Annotated in this window: 9 protein-coding genes (1 of these 9 only partly in view); 8 read left to right on the top strand and 1 reads right to left on the bottom strand. The window is 51.2% G+C overall.

All coding sequences use genetic code 11. The features are described 5' to 3' along the window. Positions 1-7,143, top strand: partial view of an SdrD B-like domain-containing protein gene (locus tag NFR28_RS02305; protein ID WP_251178213.1) — the 3' end only. It extends 21,552 nt beyond the left edge of the window; the window shows 7,143 of its 28,695 coding nt (coding positions 21,553-28,695); its start codon lies off the left edge, out of view; the stop codon is at positions 7,141-7,143. A 313-nt stretch (positions 7,144-7,456) separates the two neighbouring features. After that, positions 7,457-8,506 carry a hypothetical protein gene (locus tag NFR28_RS02310; RefSeq protein WP_251178214.1) on the top strand — a complete coding sequence of 350 codons (1,050 nt, stop codon included), beginning with the start codon at positions 7,457-7,459 and terminating at the stop codon, positions 8,504-8,506. A 124-nt stretch (positions 8,507-8,630) separates the two neighbouring features. Here the strand turns inward: NFR28_RS02310 and NFR28_RS02315 are convergent, their stop codons facing one another. Further along, positions 8,631-10,325 (bottom strand): FAD-dependent oxidoreductase, encoded by a 1,695-nt coding sequence (locus NFR28_RS02315; protein WP_251178215.1) that lies wholly within the window; start codon positions 10,323-10,325, stop codon positions 8,631-8,633. A gap of 220 nt (positions 10,326-10,545) precedes the next feature. Between NFR28_RS02315 and NFR28_RS02320 the strand changes: the two genes are divergently transcribed. The 6 genes from NFR28_RS02320 (at position 10,546) to NFR28_RS02345 (ending at position 18,981) form a co-directional block, all read left to right on the top strand. Next, positions 10,546-11,973 carry a response regulator transcription factor gene (locus NFR28_RS02320; protein WP_251178216.1) on the top strand — a complete coding sequence of 476 codons (1,428 nt, stop codon included), beginning with the start codon at positions 10,546-10,548 and terminating at the stop codon, positions 11,971-11,973. Positions 11,974-12,113: 140 nt separating this feature from the next. Then, entirely contained in the window at positions 12,114-12,785 is a 672-nt protein-coding gene (locus NFR28_RS02325; RefSeq protein WP_251178217.1) for a response regulator transcription factor, read from the top strand. Positions 12,786-12,915: 130 nt separating this feature from the next. After that, a complete protein-coding gene (locus NFR28_RS02330) occupies positions 12,916-13,926 on the top strand; it encodes a sensor histidine kinase (protein WP_251178218.1) in 1,011 nt (336 codons plus the stop codon). Positions 13,927-14,027: 101 nt separating this feature from the next. Beyond that, positions 14,028-14,711: an ABC transporter ATP-binding protein gene (locus NFR28_RS02335; RefSeq protein ID WP_251178219.1), complete on the top strand. Its 684-nt coding sequence runs from the start codon at positions 14,028-14,030 to the stop codon at positions 14,709-14,711. Further along, positions 14,708-17,740: an ABC transporter permease gene (locus tag NFR28_RS02340; RefSeq protein ID WP_251178220.1), complete on the top strand. Its 3,033-nt coding sequence runs from the start codon at positions 14,708-14,710 to the stop codon at positions 17,738-17,740. The genes NFR28_RS02335 and NFR28_RS02340 overlap by 4 nt, the downstream gene beginning before the upstream one ends. 32 nt (positions 17,741-17,772) lie before the next feature. Further along, the gene (locus NFR28_RS02345; protein WP_251178221.1) at positions 17,773-18,981 is read left to right on the top strand and encodes an MFS transporter; all 1,209 of its coding nucleotides are present in this window, start codon (positions 17,773-17,775) and stop codon (positions 18,979-18,981) included. Positions 18,982-19,154: the final 173 nt, after the last annotated feature.

Consider the following 19,154-nt stretch of genomic DNA (forward strand, 5'->3'; position numbering starts at 1 on the left):
AATGGACGCTTCATCTTGTCAACGGATAAGACCATTGATAAGACAACGGGCGAATGGACGGGTCTGTATGGTGATGGCAATGTAACCAGTGACCTGTTCAGGGATCTTGACTTTGACGGCGTGCCGGATGATCCGGGTGTAAACGGCGTTACTGTTGAGTTGCTCAATGCATATGGCTTGCCATGTAACCGTGACGGCCAAGTGGTTCGCTATATGGAAAACATCAATGCAGCGGGCGAGTCTCGTTGGGTACTGTGCGACGATCGCACAGGCGAGCCGGTGTTGAATGCGGCTGGCGGCTACATTAACGCTGACGCGGGTGCTCCGGCTACGTATGTGACTGAGTCTGACTACTTCGACAATAAGGGTTATTGGATCTTATCTAACCTGTTGCCAGGTCAGTATAAGTTGCGCTTTACCTTCCCGAAGGCATATGCAAACTACTCAGTTACGACCAAGTCAATTGGTCCAGACGATGCGCGCAACCCGATGGAGATCACCTACGTTGATGATGATCCTGCTACACCTGATGTAGACGAGACGGCTCTGGTAGCTGTCACCACGAATCCGATTGATGTTAAAGCAGTCAACTATGATGCTGAATACTTCAAGAAGACCGAGGATCCGTTCAGCAATCCTGATCCGACCCATGAGATCTATGACGCACGTGCAACAAGCTACGATGTGGGTATTTCTCGTCCGATCACCTATGCTGGCGTTGTTTATCGCGACGACCGCTATGACCAGCGCGATCCGGTGACCAACGAGTATGCCGAGATTGATCCTGAGTTGATTGACGGCTACCTGGATTATCAGTCTGACCCGTCAAATACGGGTACTGCTCCAACAACGCAAAGAGAGCAGCGTTTGGCGAACATGCGCGTGAGCGTCTATCAGTATGATCCCATTACGGGAACTATTTCGGATGCTCCTATCATGGATGCCAATGGTGATGTGGCTGAGACGCTGACGGATGAAAGTGGCGAATTCAAGTTCCGCTTGCGTCCGGGCTATACCTACTTGATTAGGTGCGTTGACGCTGTTGGCACGCGTCTGATTAAGCCGACGCCATACCTGTGGTCGAAAGACCCGCTTGCTGGTCCTGCAACCGACACGGGCGTGTGGGATAACGACTTGCGCAGTGCAGGCGGCATTGGCGAAACGTATCCGTTCGAGGCGGTTGTGCCCGTTGATGAAGACGGACATGCTGTATACGAGCAGGGCGAAGAATGGCGCGGCTACAAGGTATATCGCAAGCTGGCACTTGGCTACGTTGATGGCACGAAGGGCTATCTGGGCAACTATGTCTGGAACGACTTGAACTACAACGGTGTACAAGACTTGCTTGAGCCGGGTATTGAAGGTGTTACGGTTACCTTGGAGCAATATTGGTGGAATCCGAAAGCTGGCACCTCGGGTGCTTGGCAGTTGGTACCGAACCAAGAGTACCTGACGCAAACCACCAACAACGCTGGTCAGTATGTGTTCAAGGGCTTACGTACCTACGTGCCTGACCCATTGGATCCTGACCCGAATAAGCTGGATGAAGACAAAGAGAAGTTTGTAGCGGGTTATCGCTTGCGTATTGACCGCAAGACCTTAGCGGGCTTGACTACCACGTGGGGAACAACCCTGCGCAATTCCGCCTATGATGCAGATGGCGAAGATGACGAAAATGACTCTGATCTTCGCTCAACTGAATTGGCGGGTCCGTCTACGGTGACGCCAGGTGAAACCGAGTTTACGCACTACTTCAATGAGTCCAACGCTGGCTTGAAAGCCGATCTGGATACTGGCATTGGTCCGAACTCCATGATTGTCTTGGCAGGTCCGGCAACTGAAGATTCGCAAGCAAATGACCTGAAGACTATCAAGATCTCGCCGGCAGTAAGTTATACCTACGACCTCAACAACGCTCAGCGTTATGAGATGTGGGATGCTGGCTTGGTTGAGGTTCCTGAGGCTGAAGTTACCGGTCGTGTGTGGCATGACGCTAACTATGATGGCTTGCAAGCAACTGAAGAAGTGACCGATGAAGAGTCGGGCGAAACAACTGAGGGTTGGGCCGCCAGCGAGCCGGGTATGCCAGGCGAGTGCGTGATCATGACGCAGTGGTATTTCAACCCAGCTGAAATAAACACTGATGGCAGCCATTGGTTCCAAAATACGAACTTCGGTGCGGACCTTCGCACGACGGGTAAAGTACCTGATAGTTATATTTCTGGAGATGGCAGTGAAGTAGATCCGCTGCTGGTTCCAGGTGAGATTGGCGTACTAACTGATGAGGATGGTGCCTATAGCTTCAAGAACTTGCCGACCGCTTATACCTCTGATGAGGGCGCTCAATATCTGGCAGCATATCGCGTGCGCTTGGCGAACATTCACGTTGATCGTGCGGCTGATACGGGTGCAGATGAGGACGTACATTGGCTCTTAACACGCAGCCATGTGACGGGCGAAGATGGCGTTGAGGCATCACTTGCTATTGACTCTGACGTATTAGATAACGATACGCTTGCTTTGGTAAATGCTGACTATGTTGGTAAAGCAGGAGTAAATCGTCCTATTGATGGTCAGATTATCTTGGCAGCCAAGGCTAAGACCGTTCGTGCTGATCAAGCATCTCAGGTAGATGTGCCTGGGCCGCAGGCAATGCCTACAGATGCAACGGGTGCTATGGTTACCTATGATTGGCTCACGGTTCGCAATCGCGATGCCAAAGGCAACGCTGTCGTAGCTGGTGGCGATGCTGGTCAGCTGCCGCCTCCGCGCAATAGTATCGTAGGTGTCATTTGGAACGACGTTAATAATGATGGTATCCAGGACAAGGATGAAGACGGCAAACCTATTGCTCCGGAGCTGGGTATCAATGGCTTGCGTGTCACCCTTGAGCGTTATGTGCCCGACCCCAACGACGAAGATGGCGATGGCGACGGCTGGAAGCATGACCCCAATTGGTACACGGATTGGACGAATGACCCAGATTATGATCCGGCAACCGATCCGGCTGATCCGTGGGAGGCTTACAAGCAGAACCCGCAAAAGGGTATCGGCAGTGACGCTGCAGGCCACAGCCAAGAAACGCATCAGGACAACAATGCTGATGGCATCTGGGTTAACGGTGTATATCGTTTCGACGACCTGCCTTCGCAAGCAATTGATGAAGCAACAGGTGAGTCAATTGTGTACGCCTATCGTGTACGCATTACGTCAAGTGATGACATTCGCCGTACCTACCTGATTGCGAAATACCAGCAAGGTACCGAGTGGAAAGATGACTCTGACCTTCGTTACGTTGACGCATACCTCATGAACGTTGATGAGGGTCGCGAATATGACGTGCTGTTGGATGGAGCTACAAAGAGTTCGTTCAATGCGAACATAGTGGAGTATGCACCGTCGAATAACCCGAATCAGACCGGCTCAACAATGGGTCAGCGTTTGAATATGGCAACGAACAAAGCAAAGGCCATCATGGGTCATGCCGCAGCACTAAATTATGAATATGACTTAGGTGCAGGCAATGATCGTGCATGGAACGACGGTGGTGCACTTGAGCCGCCGACCGCTCGCTTGGGTGGTTATGTCTGGCGCGATGATGACTATGACGGCATCATGGATGAAGGCGAAGATGGCTTAGCTAACGTTAAGGTTCGCATCCAGCGTTGGTTCTACGAAGATGGCGCATGGGTACGCGGCGGTTCTGACGAAGTAATGACCGACGAAAACGGTTATTACGAGCGCATTGAGCCCGCGGTTGTACGTGGCGCTACCGACGTAAACATTACATGTTTGGCGGGTTATACCATTGAGGTTGTTCATGATGAGGCTAATGGTGGCGTAGGCAATGTTCCGCCGACTCAATACGAGCAGACCGATCCGGATAATCCTGAGGCTGATGCTGATGGCGTCAACTCGAAGGTGCTTCGTATGTCCACCAATCCGAAGGGTCTTTACACCAATGGCGACCATGCCGTTCGTTGGTCGGTAGAGAATTCGGTAGGCACCAATGGTATTCGCACGTTGGATGGTCGCATTATTTTGGCAGGCATAGCCGACAAGGATACGCCAAGCCAGTATTCAATTCGCGGCTTTGACGTGACAGAGAGTGCCGATGAGATCCGTATGCATGCGGGCTTTGGACCGTTCCATAATTCGGACATTGTTGGTGTGATCTGGAACGACGCTGACTATGACGGTATTCGTGAGCATGTAACTTCGCTTGACGAGAAGGGTGAGGTAATACCTGATCCTCGCGGCAAGGAGAAGGGTATTGCGGGTCTTCGCGTAGCGCTGACGCAATACCATCTCATTGATGGCCAGTGGGTCCAAAACCTTGATTTCGGCAGTGGTCAAACGCCTGATGAGGGTGTTGAGCCTTCATCGATGATCGTGAAGTCGAATGCCGATGGTATTTATAGGTTTACTGATCTACCTGGCTATGTACAGGTTGGTGTGGACGATTACAGCATCGTGGCGTATCGCGTTCGCTTGCTTGATTCGCCGGTGGGTGCAGTTGTAACCAAGCATCATACGCATTTGGCCACAATTCGCACCGACTCTGACTTGGTCAGCGAGGATGATAATGGCGTAGAGTTTGCTCTTGGAGAGCAATATAAAGATACGTTCAACAACACCTTGCGTGATGATGGATTTGTCATCTTGGCGCGCGAGAAGCATGAGACGCATCATTCACTGTACGAAGTGACCTTGGGTGGCATTACCTATGACCCGATCGGTCCGGCCTTTGAAGAGCGTGGTGGCGACGCTGGATTTAGGTTGCCTCCGGGAACGCATATTGCGGGTCGCGTGTGGAGTGACAACGATCGCGATGGTATTGAGGGTGCAAACGAAGCTGGCATTGGTGGCGTGAAGGTTGAGCTGACACGTTACTGGTTCGACGGCGAGTTGGATGAGAACGGCAAACCGACTGGTACGGGTACGTGGGTTTATGACGACGCATTTGTTGTTGAAGAGCCCATTGAGCCGAAGCCAGGCGAGCCGACTGATCCTGAAGATCCTTCAGATCCGAGCGAGCCAAGTGATCCTACTGAGCCAAGTGAGCCAACCGATCCGTCGGACCCGAGTGAGCCAGTTGACCCAAGTGATCCGGACAATCCTTCTGAGGGTGACGGAACCGAGGGCGAAGGCACCGAAGGTGGCGACGCCGAGGGCGAAGGCACTGAGGGTGACGGAACCGAGGGCGATGCTGGCGATGGTGAGATCGTGGCATTTGCTGAAGGTGACACTGAAGGTGGCGAGGGCACTGACCCGACCGATCCTAGCGAACCCACGGATCCTGCTGATCCGGATAACCCTGCTGAGGGCGAAGGCGACGAAGGCAACGAAGGCAATGAAGGTGACGAAGGTGACGAGGGTGGCGAAGACGACTCGGATAATCCTGACGAACCGGTTGATCCTGACACGCCAACCGAGCCGGTGCCTGATATGCGCGTTGTGCCGGTAAGCATTCTTACTAATGCAGATGGTACGTATAGCTTTGATAACTTGGAGGCAACTAAGAAGATTACCGAGGAAGACGGCACCGAACGCATTGTGGTGTACGGCTATCGCGTGAATATTCCGTCGCTGCCGAGCGGCTATAGTGTGACCAAGCAAAACGTTGGTAGCGATGTTACGGTTGACTCCGACCTCAACGAAGAGACAACACGCGTAGCACCTGACAGCCCAACGAATGGCTTGATCGTGCTGACCACGGTGGCACAGCCTGACGAGGACGAGAAGGTATTGGTACCGAATGGTCCTGGTGGCAAGACGTGGTCGCTGGCTGGTCTGGTTTCAAGTGACGATAATGATGCGGGCTTAGTTCCCGAGCAGGCTATGGCAATAGATGGTCACGTCTGGAATGACCAGAACAAGAATGGCTTGCAGGATGAGGAAGAAGCTTTGTTGCCAGGCATGAAGATTCGCCTTGAGCGTCAAAGCGTCACCGAGGACTTGGAAGCTTTGCAGTGGCTTGGCTGGACATTAACTGATGGTGCATTTGGTAGCAATTTGGATAACGATGGCGAGCCGCTTGAGAAAGCAGTGCGCATTGATCCGAATGCTCCAGTTGAGGAACCGGAGGAGCCGGAAGAGCCAACAGAGCCTGAGGATCCGGATAACCCGGATAATCCTGATAATCCGGACGGGGGCGATGAAGGCACCGATCCGATTGATCCGGACAACCCGACTGAGCCGACCGATCCGACCGATCCTAGCGAACCCACGGATCCTGCTGATCCGGATAACCCTGCTGAGGGCGAAGGTGACGAAGGCGAAGGCACCGGCGATGACGAGGCTGGTCTTGCAACACACGCAGAGGCAGATGTTGAGGGCACCAACCCGGGTGAGGACACCGAACCTTCAACGCCTGTTGATCCTGAGGTTCCTGGTGAGCCGACTGATCCGGAAGAGCCCGGTGAACCCGGTGAGCCTGAAGAGCCTGTTGAGCCTGAAGAGCCCGAGCCTCCGCTTGAGCGCTTGGAAGACGACGGCATTCTGCACACGGGCGAGTGGGTAGAGGTTGCATCAACTACGTCAGGACTTTTGGGCGACTACAGCTTTACTGGTTTGCCGTTGGCTGATGATGAGGGTCATGCATACCGTTATCGCATCCGCATGGATAAGCCTGACGGAACGTACTATGTGCCGATTTCGGTTGGCACTGATGACAACCTTGACAACGACTGGGCTCACTTGAATGTAATGGGCGAGATCACGCCTGAAGCATACGGTGTAACCCACGCAATGGATGCATGTCTGGTTCGCGGCAAAGAGCCGAATGCGTATGGCCAGGTATTCTCCATCAGCGCACCGCAAAATTGGACGCGCGATGAGGGTCGTGCTGTTGACTTGGGTCTGGCATATCCTGACCCTGATGAGCCCGATCCAATCGTGCCGGAAGAACCGACGCCTGATGATCCTGATCCAGTGCCGGTTCCGCCGACGGTTGATGAGCCAGAAGAGCCCACGCCGGATGTTCCGACGCAGCTGTTGCTGAAGATGCTGCCCAAGACAGGTGACCCGCTGTGGACGTTGAAGCTGATGTTGGGCTTGGTAGCGATGGTAGCAGGAGTGGTTGCGCTTGTTGCTTATCGTCGTAAGAAGCGTCGCGAGGACGAAGAGGCTGAGCTTGCATAAGGTAACTCAACCGAGAGTTCTGAGTTTGCTTTAACGTAGCATGTAGGAGCAGAAAAGATTGATTAAGGAATCGGGTGTCGCACAAGCGGCACCCGATTTTTGTGCATTGCTTTATGGTGCGTATTCTCCAGAGCCGCGCATTGCCGCAGGGTCACTGAGCGGACGCTTATGTTTTTACATCATGCTGACCCTAAGCTGTTTCACGAGATGCAAACAGTTACATAACCAAACTAAGAGCCAACAAGCGCACGATTTTTTCGTACCTATACTGAAGCTTGAACATAAGATGTGTAACTATAAGGCAAGGGCTCTTATGCAAAAACCTATTAACAATACGCTCAAGACTGATAAGGAAAACAAGCCTCACAAGGACAAATCGCGCAAGCATAGAGCGGCAAAGATAGTCGGGATTGCGTGTGGCGTTTTGGTGGCGCTTCTGCTGTGCTTGGTTGTGGGTGTCAACGTGTTTGTTCGCGCCACGTATTCGACGTTTTATGATGCAGCTCAGCCGCAATTTCAAATTCCCGGCATTAACGAAGGGTTTATCCCGCAAGACCTGGACTATCTTGATGAGTCGGATAGTTGGTTGTTTAGCGGATACGTCTCAAAAGATTCGCCTTCGCCTTTGTATAAGCGTGCATCAGACGGAGAGGTGTCGCGGATTTATGTTGATTTGCCTGATGGAACAGTGTATGACGGTCATGGATCGGGCGTGACATCAACGGCGGATTACGTGTTTTTGACGCGCGAAGGCGGATATCTTGTAATGAGCGCTACCGATGTGGCGGCAGCCGAAGATGGTGCGCATGTGCAAGTGATAGATGAGGTTGATTTAGAATTCACGCCCTCGTTTATGAACATAGAGAGCAAAACGTTGTATGTCGGGAATTTCTACTATCCTGAGAAATACGAAACGCCTGATGAGCATAGAATCACAACGCCAGATGGTTCGAAAAATCCTGCAATCATTTATGCCTATCCTGCTGACGAATCAGCGTCTTATGGGTTTGCGACGCAGGCGGCATGTGTGTACTCGATTCGCGATAAGGTGCAAGGCACCGCGCAGACACCTGATGGCAAGATGGTGTTGTCGTGTTCGTACGGTTTGGCAACTTCCACGTTGAGTGTCTACGATCTCAACAAAGTGGTGCAAGATGGCACGTTTAGAGCTGATGGTCAGGACGTACCGCTGTATGCGCTTGACTCGCGCAGCCTAGTTGAGGAGCTTGATGCTCCGCCAATGTCTGAGGGCATTGAGGGTCACGATGGTCTGATTTACACCACCGACGAAGCCGCGTCCAACAAATATATCTTCGGCAAGCTTTATGGCGCAGGTCAAGTGTATGCGCTCAACCTTGCATAGAACCAAGCGCAGGCAAAGTTCGCGAAGGAGATTTTGGGGGGGGTGCAAACGCTGCAAGCAAAGAAGCTGCACCCAGATGGATGCAGCTTCTTGTAGGAGGGAGCGCGTAACTTATCAGGAGTGTTTATGCGTTAACAATGTTCTCGGCAGCAACATAGCCCCAGGTCAATGCTGAACCATGCGAGTTGCCGTTGATGAATACCGGATAGTCAACAGCATAGCGACCACCTGAAGCATTGCCTACAGCCCAGAGACCTTCGATAGGCTCGTCATTCTCGTCAAGTACTTGCAGGTTGCCGTTTACAACCAGGCCAGAAAGGACAGCCAGCGTTGCCGGTCCAAAACGAACTGCAGTGAAGGGGCCCTCCTTGATCGGGTAGAGCAGCTCGGCGCGCTTGTAGAACTTGGTATCTTCGCCGCTTTCGCATGCTTGGTTGTACTCATCAATCTCAGCTTGCAGTACATCGGCATCCACACCCATAGCTTTTGCCAGCTCTTCGATGGTGTCGCACTCAAATGCGTCTTTGCCACCTTCAACTGCGGTTTGAACAACACTTGAGACAGAAACAGCGGGGATGATGCAGGTGTCGGGATCAGATTCTTCGCCATAGACGCGAGCAAGTGTATCCCAGAACTGGCCGCCGCCATATTGGTATGAATCCTTGATGTCGCGCTTCCAGTTTGCGTCGAAGATTGACCAAGCGAATTGGTCGTCGCCCGGCTGGTTGAGGATATTGATAGATTTCGCCTGAATCCAGCTGTCCTCGTTCATGAAGCGCTTGCCCTGGCTATTGACGTGCAAGAAAGGACCTGCGAACTGGGTGTACGCAATCAGGTGGATCATGGTCGGAGCTGCGCCCTCTTGCATGCGACCGCCAACCCACATGCCCATCTTCTGGCCGTCGCCGGTGTTGGCACCAGCAGGGGTGTACATGTTCGTGCGCGGTTTCAGCGCCAGCTCGTCGCCGTAAGCGCGAAGCATCTCTTCATCACCAGAAATGTCGCCTGTTGCCAAAATAATGCCTTTGGTGCCCACGAATTTCTTGTAGCCATCAGCATCTTTGGCGATAACAGCTGTGACGCGATCACCCTCTTTTACCAGCTGTTCAGCCGGGCATTCAAAACGATAGTCGGCACCGTTTTCAACTGATTTGTGATACAGCACATACATCGGTGCAGTTTGGTTGTCGGTGTTGTCTTCCCATTCGCCCACCGCTAAATGCGTGCCAAGATGCTCATAGGGATTGCCCAGGTAACGCGCACCCATGGGTAGCAACGTGCACTCGCCGTCACTTTGCTCAACCATCCAATCCAATACCTCACCTGAGCGCTCAAGGAACAGGCGAACCAGGTCGTGATTGATGCGATTGCCGCACAGGCTTTGCCAGTCGGCAGCAATGGCAGATTTGGGATCTTGCTCAATTCCCATGTCTTCCATGGCTTTGGTCATATAAGCAGCGAAGTGTCCACCGCGAGATGACGGGATGTTCATCTTCTCAAGAACGGTTACCGATGCGCCCAACTCGGTTGCACGGCAAGCAGCAGAAACACCTGAAAGGCCTGCGCCAATAACTACGATGTCAGATTCAACCGTCTCAACAATTTGATCATCAGCTACCGGCTCAGGTGGTGTATCCCATGACCATTGTGTGTTGCTCGTGCCTGTGGTGGCAAGATTATCAGAGGTGCTCGCACTTGATGCGGTGTTTTGTCCTTCTGAAGCGCTTGGTGAACATGCGGTCATGGCACCAATTGCAGCAAGTGCGCTTGTTGCAGCGGCGCCCGATAAAAAGCCGCGACGTGAAAGATTTCCTGACATACGATCTCCCTTCCTCGATGGTGTCGTGTTATCAGACGCCCCCTGTGCGTCTGTGCTTTCATCTTGCGAAAAAACCGTGTTGCAAACACCCGCTGAAAAGTTCCATTTTCGTCCGAAAAACCAAAATAGTACGAAAGGTGCCATATGGTTGTACCTCGTATTTTGCGAAAATTTGATAGGCTAGGGCATACGCTAAGGCGGGGCGGATCAGGAGGGAATCATGACCACGCGTGAGTTAAATGCGCCAACGCATTCTCATACATATTTCCATCTCATTGGTTTTAGCTTCTGGCAGGCATGGTGGTTGCTTGCCATGAATACCGACGTCATTATTTTGCAGCAGCCGCCCATAGCACCCATAGCCAATCCGATTTTCGCTATTACGGTTTTTACGACGGTAGGGTATTTGGCGGTAGCGCTTATCGGTATGAAGTTCGGCACGTTTAGTACGCACCGAGCAAGCTATATTGCGGTGGGATTATGTGCAGCATTTGGCTCAATTGGTTTGAGTCTTTTTCCAATGAATGGCACCGGCGTCATTGCGGCGTTGTTTTATCTGAGTTCGCTTACGTTTTCACTCGGTAATGCATTGTTGCTCATTATGTGGGGCGAACTGTGGTCAACATGGGCATCGGGTCGTGTCGGGACATGCCTTATAGCCTCATATACGTTTGCCTTTGTGTTGTATGTAGCAATAACGGTATTACCAGGTTTTGTAGCGTCGATTATTTCGTGTCTGCTGCCGGTGGCATCAGTGGTGGCACTGTATCAGGCCAGACACGAAGAGCGGCGTTTAGCTTCGCAAGTTGAATATCTTACTGAGACCATTTCCGCCTGGAGAGTTATTGTGGCCGCTGGTGCAATAGGGCTTATGCACGGGTTTGTGCAGTGCGCGCTTAAGGTGGTGAGCTTCAACGAAGAAATGCTGCATCTTTCGCAAATTGTAGCTGCGGTGGTTTTGGTGGCAATCCTTGTCTATTTGTGTGTAAAACAGCCAGCAACGGCATCAATTGCATTTTATAAACCAATTGTGCCGCTCTACATTGCGGGATTGGTCCTCATGGTGGTTTTGCCTTTTGGCGCGATGTTTATTGGCAATGGCCTGACGTTGTCAGCAGTTTTTTGCGTTGACATGCTTGTCATGCTTGTTTCAACCGATTATGCGTTTCGCACACGAAAACCGGTTGCCGTGTGCTTTGGCTTTACGCTTTTAGCCATGCGAACTGGGACAACCTGTGCGCTTGCGCTTGTTGGTGTGCTGGAGTTGAGCTCTGTCTTTAGTGCGGAGCTCTTTATTAACATACTGCTTTTGTTCTGCATTGCGATTGCCTTTATTGGGTCATTTGTCTTTACGGCAGCAGATTTATTGAAGTTGTATCGGGCGAAGCCGACAAGCAACGTGAGTGCGGATGCAGCCGTGCACGTTGAAACTGTTGCGCAAGCATGCGGTTTGACACCGCGTGAGACTGAAGTACTTTCGTTGCTTGCGGCGGGTCGCAGTGTGCCCTATATTGCGGGCGATCTTTGCATAGCTGAGAGTACGGTTAAGCATCATACTTCAAGTATTTACCGCAAGATTGGTGTGTCGGATCGGCAGAGTCTCATAGACGTAATCATGCAGGGCGCGGTGGGCAAAGGCGCCTGGTAGAGCGCTAGTGTACGGAGCAGACAAATCTTAATATTCTCTGAGAAGTGTCGTCGCATATTTAAAATGCAGGTATGATGACGAATGATGAAATGCGGCTTCGTGCCACAGGAATGCAAGGCATGCTAACAGAGAGGATTTTCATGCGCGTACTGCTTGTTGAAGATGACATGGCTATTGTGGATGCGCTTTCCTCCTTGTTGCAAAGTGAAGGCTATACGGTTGTCTCGTGTGACACACAATCAGATGCGTGTGAGTTTCTTGCTGAACAGACTTTTGATATTGCTCTTCTGGACGTGACGCTGGCACAAGGAACCGGTTTTGCGGTGTGTGCGGCTGCCAAGCAAGTAGCGCCTGACATGCCCGTCGTCTTTTTAACCGCCTCAGATGATGAATACTCCACGGTTGCTGGGTTGGATATGGGTGCAGTGGATTATATATCCAAGCCGTTTCGTCCGCGTGAATTGCTCTCTCGTATGCGTGTTGCGCTTCGCCGTGCAGGACAAACAGAATGCGTATTTACTGCAGCAGACCTTCGGATGGATACTGCATCGGCGCAGGTTACAAAAGCAGGTATTGAGGTTTATCTTTCCGCGCTTGAATATAAATTGCTGCTCTATTTTCTCCAGCGTAAAGGTCAACTTATCACGCGTGAACACCTGCGTGATGCTATATGGGATACGGCGGGCGAATATGTTTCGGATAATGCGCTCAACGTCTACATCAAGCGCCTGCGAGAGAAAATTGAAACAGATCCGGCTGACCCTCAGATCATTTTGACGGTTCGCGGCCTGGGTTATAAAGTTATCGAATAACATGTCGAAGATTAGCGTAAGAGGCGCAGCGTAAGAGCTCTGTAGCGAAAAGAGCGTGCAGTACAAGGTGCACGCGACGCCACTGATTTGCGCTTACACTGCAATACGTGTCAGATTATGAGGGGGCATAGTGGGTTCCTGGGATTCATTTGTGCGGCAATGCTTAGCGCTGGCGCTTATCATGGGCGCATGCGCTGGTGGCGCATGGTATATGGTTTCACCTGAGGCTGGCTTAAGTTGTGTGATAAGCGGTATGTGTGCACTGGGCTTTTTTGCGGCAGTCTCGCTGTACCGTCATCAACAGGTATCGCGTCTTGCGCTTGAAATAGATGAGGTGCTTCACGGATCTTCGCGTGTGAGTTTTACTAATTGTCACGAAGGCGATATAGCTGTTTTGTCCAATGAGCTGGGGAAAATGGTCGATAGGCTCAGGCGAATTTCCGAGCAGCTCACCAAAGAGCGCAACGCACTTTCTGATGCGCTCGCAGATATCTCACATCAAATACGTACACCACTTACGGCTATGACGCTTATGCTTCCCCAAGTTGAAAGTGCCACTGACGAGCGTGAGCGCAAGGGAGCTCTCAGGCAATTAGAGGTGCAAATTGATCGCGTTTCGTGGCTGGTTACAACGCTTCTAAAGCTGGCTAAGGTGGATGCTGGAGCGCTTCAAATTGTGCAGCAGCCCGTAGAGGTGCAGGCAATGATTGCGCGTGCGGTAAGTCCTTTGGCTACTTCGCTTGATATTCACGATATTGAACTGGTGGTTCGCGGAGACAGCCTTGCAACATATCAGGGAGACGTGCGGTGGAGTGCTGAGGCGCTTGAAAACATAATCAAGAATTGCATGGAGCATACCCCTGCTGGTGGCACTATTGATCTTGAAGTGAAGGCTGATTCTCTGGCAACAATAATCACGGTACACGATAGCGGAGAGGGTATTGCGCCGCAGGATTTGCCGCACCTCTTCGAGCGATTCTATCGTGGAGAACGTGCAACGCATGACCATGCCGGGTTTGGCGTAGGCCTTTCATTGGCGTTTTCGCTCATTTCTGCGCAGGGGGGAACCGTGCGCGCCTATAACGATCAAGTTGTAGGCGGAGCTTGTTTTGAAATTACGTTTCCGCAGATGATAGTTTAGTATTTCGCTCCATTACAGAATCGTAATGTGCGCGTTATGGCCTGTTAAGCGTCGTCGGTCATACTCATGGCAGACCTAAAAGAGAAGAGAAAGGTTTTGGCATGGACATCTTGACGGTCAGCCATCTCAGTAAAACATACGGAAAAGGAGACACCGCCACGCGCGCGTTGGACGATGTTTCATTTTCGGTTGCTGAGGGTGAATTTGTTGCCATTGTTGGTTCATCAGGTTCGGGTAAGTCTACGCTTTTGCATCTGATGGGCGGCGTGGATAGGCCAACGTCGGGCAAAGTTCTACTCAATGGGCAGGATGTATACGCGCGCAGCGATGAAGCGCTTGCGGTGTTTCGCCGTCGCGAAGTAGGGCTGGTATACCAGTTTTACAACCTTGTGCCTGTGCTCAATGTTGTTGAAAACATGACGCTTCCTGTTGCACTGGATGGTCGCCCTATCAATCAGGATAGACTCCAGGGCTTGTTGGATAAGCTTGGCCTTCGCGGAAAAGAAGGCTATCTCCCTAGTCAGCTTTCGGGTGGTCAGCAGCAGCGAGTTGCCATTGGGCGTGCGCTCATGAACGCACCTGCGGTGGTGTTAGCTGATGAGCCAACAGGTAATCTTGATACGCGCAACTCCCACGAGATCACTCAGTTGCTCCAGGATTCAAATCGTGATTTTGGGCAAACGCTCATTATGATCACACATGACGAAACCATTGCACGTGCAGCAGACCGCATCATTGCAATTGAAGATGGGCGTATTGTGCGCGATGAGAGGATTCGCTCATGAGTGCCATAGCCAATTTTACCTGGCGCTCCCTTGGGGCTAATCGCGTCCGAACTGCGGTAACAATTGCTGGTGTTGCGCTTGCGGCTGCTCTTTTGACGGCGGTTTTAGGTACTTTTACCTCGCTCAATCACTTTATGTATCAATCGGAAGAGCAGCTTACGGGAACGTGGATGGCACGCGCCACTCTTGAGGATGCCAATGCAACTGCGCAGCTTGAAGCGGCGCAATCGGCTTCTGACGTTACAAGTGTTGCTACCGTGCAAGAGGTTGGTTTTGCTGCTTTAAGTGATAAACAGCAAGAATACTTAGGTCCCTATGCTACGGTTTTGTCGTTTTCGGGAGACTTACAAACGATGGGATCGGTTTCGCCATGTGAAGGAGAAATGCCAGATCAACCTGGTGAAATTCTGTTGTTTGAAACGTGGAAGAGCAAAGAAGGCGTGGCCATTGGTGACACGATTACGCTCAATGTGGGACAACGCGAATTGATTATGCCTGAAGGCGAAGAAGATCTTACGGTTACCGAACAGTCCATGGATCTTCCGCATGCGTATGAGGTTACTTCGGAGGGCGAAGTTACCACGACTACCTATGAGCCTGGAATGATTTTGCACGGAGAGGATGCCTACAATTCCTCAGTGAAAGGGGGCATCTATGATGAGCGGCTTATCAATACACAAGAGCACACGTATACCGTGGTAGGTTTTTACGACCGATCCACTTTCGCAATTTCTTCTGCGGTGGGGCAGTCATGCCTTATTGCTGGTGAAATAGATCCATCTGAACCTTTGCAGGTGTATCTCTCGTTTAGCGGTATGAACAACCAGACTGAAGTGAAAGAGGCAACGCTTAATCTTTTTCCTGATGCAGGTGTGACGCTGCATACAGCGCTGTTGCGATTTATGGGCATTAGCGGTGATGGCGCTATTTGGGATACGTTTTTTGGTCTTGTAAGCATTCTTGCAATCATTATCGTGGTTGCCTGCGTATCGCTTATCTACAACGCGTTTGCCATCTCGTTGGCGCAGCGTGCAGGCCAATTTGGATTGCTCTCATCTATTGGGGCTTCAAAGCGTCAGCTGCGCAGAGCAGTGCTGTTTGAAGCAGGATTTGTCACGCTTGTGGGAGTGCCTCTCGGTCTGCTTATTGGCATCGGTGGTTGTGTTGTGACGTTCGCTGTTTTGGGGCCAGATATTGCACGCATTGCTGTTGGTGAAGCGGCGCAGTTTGAAGCGCATTTTGAAGCTTGGGCACTTATTTTTGCGGCGGTGCTTACCGTGCTTACGGTGTTCGCCTCAGCGTTCTTGCCTGCACTAAGGATTAGCCGCGTAAGTGCAATTGATGCAATTCGAGAAGCTCAAACTGGCAGAATAAGTAAGCGCGGTTTGAAAGACGCTCGTGTAAGTGCGCGACCTGGCAAAGTATGGAAGAATCGCGGATTAGCAGGGCAAGTTTTTGGTATGAGCGGGCAGTTGGCGCATATTAATCAGAGGCGCTCATCGTCAAAGAGTCGCGCAGCTTCTATTTCGCTTGCGCTTGCTGTGGTGCTTATTATGACTGCGGGCTCGCTGAATATGTGGTTGGGTTCGCTGGTTGACGCTGCTCGCGGAAGCGAACTGTGCGACTTTGCCGTATCAGCCAGTTTTGAAGATCGTCATGCTGACGCACAGTTGATGGAACAGTATGCACAAGCTTACGAAAGCCTCGCAAGTGTTTCAGGTGCAGAAGGTGTTGGTTGGACTGCGAAAATGCCTGTGCCCGCGCTTGTGCCTGATCAGATGGTTGGCGCGAGCCTTGTTGATGGCTCGCTGTTTGGTGTTGCTGGTACCTTTGATGAAGGCGTGGTGGGATGCATGGCTCAGATTGTTTTTCTGGATGATGCTTCTTTTGCCTCCTACGCAGATAGCATGGGGGTCACTGCGACGCAGTTTGACAATGTCACAGCTCAAAGTGCTCCTGCACTTGCGCTTGCGCAAGGATACGGCAACAATGGCATGGTTTATCAGCTCCTTACTATGCTGAAAGATACGGGTACTATCCAGCTGGTAGTGGGAGCGCAAGAAGATGGTGCAACGGCTTCTTATATTTCGTTTATGAGCACTGCTGAGAGGGAATATCTTGCCAAGCAAGTAAATTCAAATAGAGCCGCCAGCAGCGCAGAAGATGCAAATGGTGCACAGAGCGCTGACCCGCGTGATACTGACGCTTCTGAGTTGGGTGACCAAAATGCAGGTGATGACGTTGTTTTGGCTCCTTACTACTTCGACGAAGCTGATGACATAGTATATTTGGATCCTGAGAAAACCACGTATGACTACGTTGACATTGAAGTGGTGGCGTTGGCGGAAGAGGCTCCCGAGATACTTGGTGACAGTTCAGGCGTGGTGCTTATCATGCCCGCATCAACCGCAGCAACCCTTGACCTGCACGAAGGCAATCCGTCTTTTCATGGGGCGTTTAATTTGAGTCCAGATACTGATCTTACCTATGAAGAAGTTGCAGAGGAACTCGAAGAGCAACGAGAGAGCGCATTTGCCCCATTGGCGAACCAAACAAGCCCAGATTATTACACTATATCCAACATGGCTTCTGAGATGGAAAACATCACCATGATGGCCACCGTTGTTAATGTGTTCTGCCTGCTTTTCGCCATAATTTTGGCCCTCATTGCACTTGCGAATGTCTTTAATACCATTACGAATGGTCTTATTCTGCGTCGTCGGGAATTTGCCATCATGAAATCCGTGGGGCTTTCCGGAAGGCAGTTTCGCCGCATGATTGTAAGCGAGTGCGTTGGTTATAGCCTGCGCGGTCTTATTCCAGGTGTGGTGTTGTCGTTGTTAGTATCGGCACTGCTTTATGCAGCAGTGACTCTATCGCTGAGTGGAATAACGTTTAGCATTCCGTGGCTATACGTCTTGCTTGCAATTGGTATGGTGAGTGTGGCTATGGCGTTGTCAGTGGCATATGGTATGAACAGATGCAAAGCTGACAACATCGTTGAGGCGCTTCGACGGGAGGCGCAATAGGCAATACGGTAACTTGATGCGAAGGAGGAAACGTGAAAGCCCGCATTATCCTGTGCTGTTTCCTCCTTCTCTTTGTAAATCAGGGATTAACCGCTACCTCATTTAATGTCTTTCAAACCTATATTGTGCAGATGCCTGGTGTGGGCGATATCGGTGGCTCAATTGTGCTGACGGTGCGTACATTCGTGTCGCTTGTGGCAATATTTTTCGTCAGCGGTTTGTATAAGCGCGTCTCGCTGAGGTTAGGCGCAACCTTGGCAATGCTGTTTACGGCTGTGGGCTTTTTTGTCTATGGAATAGCGGATAACCTGCTCTTATTGTGCCTTGGCAGCATTCTTACCGGTACAGGATATGGGTTTGGCACAATTGTTGTTGTGACTATGATTATCGGAAACTGGTTTAAAGGCCATTTGGGCACCATGGTGGGTATAGCAGGTATGGGAACAGGGCTTTCATCCATGATTATGCCGGTGGTTGCCGCATCTATTATTCAAGCATATTCGCTCTCATCGGCATTTATGTTTGAAGGTGCCCTGGCTTTGTTGCTTGCAGGCGTGGTTGGGGCACTGTTGCGTTCAAAGCCCGAAGATATTGGCTTGAGCATACAGGATGAGCCAGATGCGTATGCGCATAAACGAGGACGCCGCGTGGTTGTGGGTGCCACCAGCATTGGTGTGCATGAAAAGCGCCTTATGCTCGTATGCACCTTTTTAATGGGTGCAGTCTGCATCGTTGGCAACAGCTACTTCTCGGTTTTACTGACATCATCTGGTATTACGTTTACAGCTGCTGCTATTTTTACTTCCATCATGGGCTTCGCCCTTACCATCTCCAAGCTGCTAACAGGTTGGATATTTGATCTCATTGGAACCAAACGAGGATCCATCATATTTTTTACGCTCTTCTTTGTTGGATTGGTACTTAGTTATCTGGTAAGTCGCGTAGGAAGTGCGGATGCCTTTTTCGCCGCACTGCTTTTGGGCACGGGAATTGCGGTAGGCAACACCGGTGTATCCATTTGGGCGCTTGAGTTGTCGTCGCCTTCGCATAGGCTAAAATTTTTGCGAGACTTTCAAGTGTCGTTTGCATTTGGCGGATTCGTATTCACCATGTTACCTGGTGTTTTGGCGAATTATACCGGCAGCTATGGGATCACCTATCTGTTGTTTGCGTTTGCAGTTGTCATTTGCTTAATGCTTGAACTTCGGGTTTACAAGAAGCATGGTACCCAGAACAAGTAGGCGTGTTGCGAGTATTTGGCGTGCGTGAGTTTTGTTGAGCTGCGAGTGTTTGGCGTGTGCGAATTTTATCACGAGCACGACCAGACATGCGGGTCGGAATGTAGGCTGGAGCGCAGGCCAAACGCGCGAATTGTCATGTAGGCTGGAGCGCAGGCCAAACGCGTGGGACGCGG

Origin of the sequence: Adlercreutzia agrestimuris (genome assembly GCF_943193125.1) — a bacterium.
GTDB lineage: Bacteria > Actinomycetota > Coriobacteriia > Coriobacteriales > Eggerthellaceae > Xiamenia > Xiamenia agrestimuris.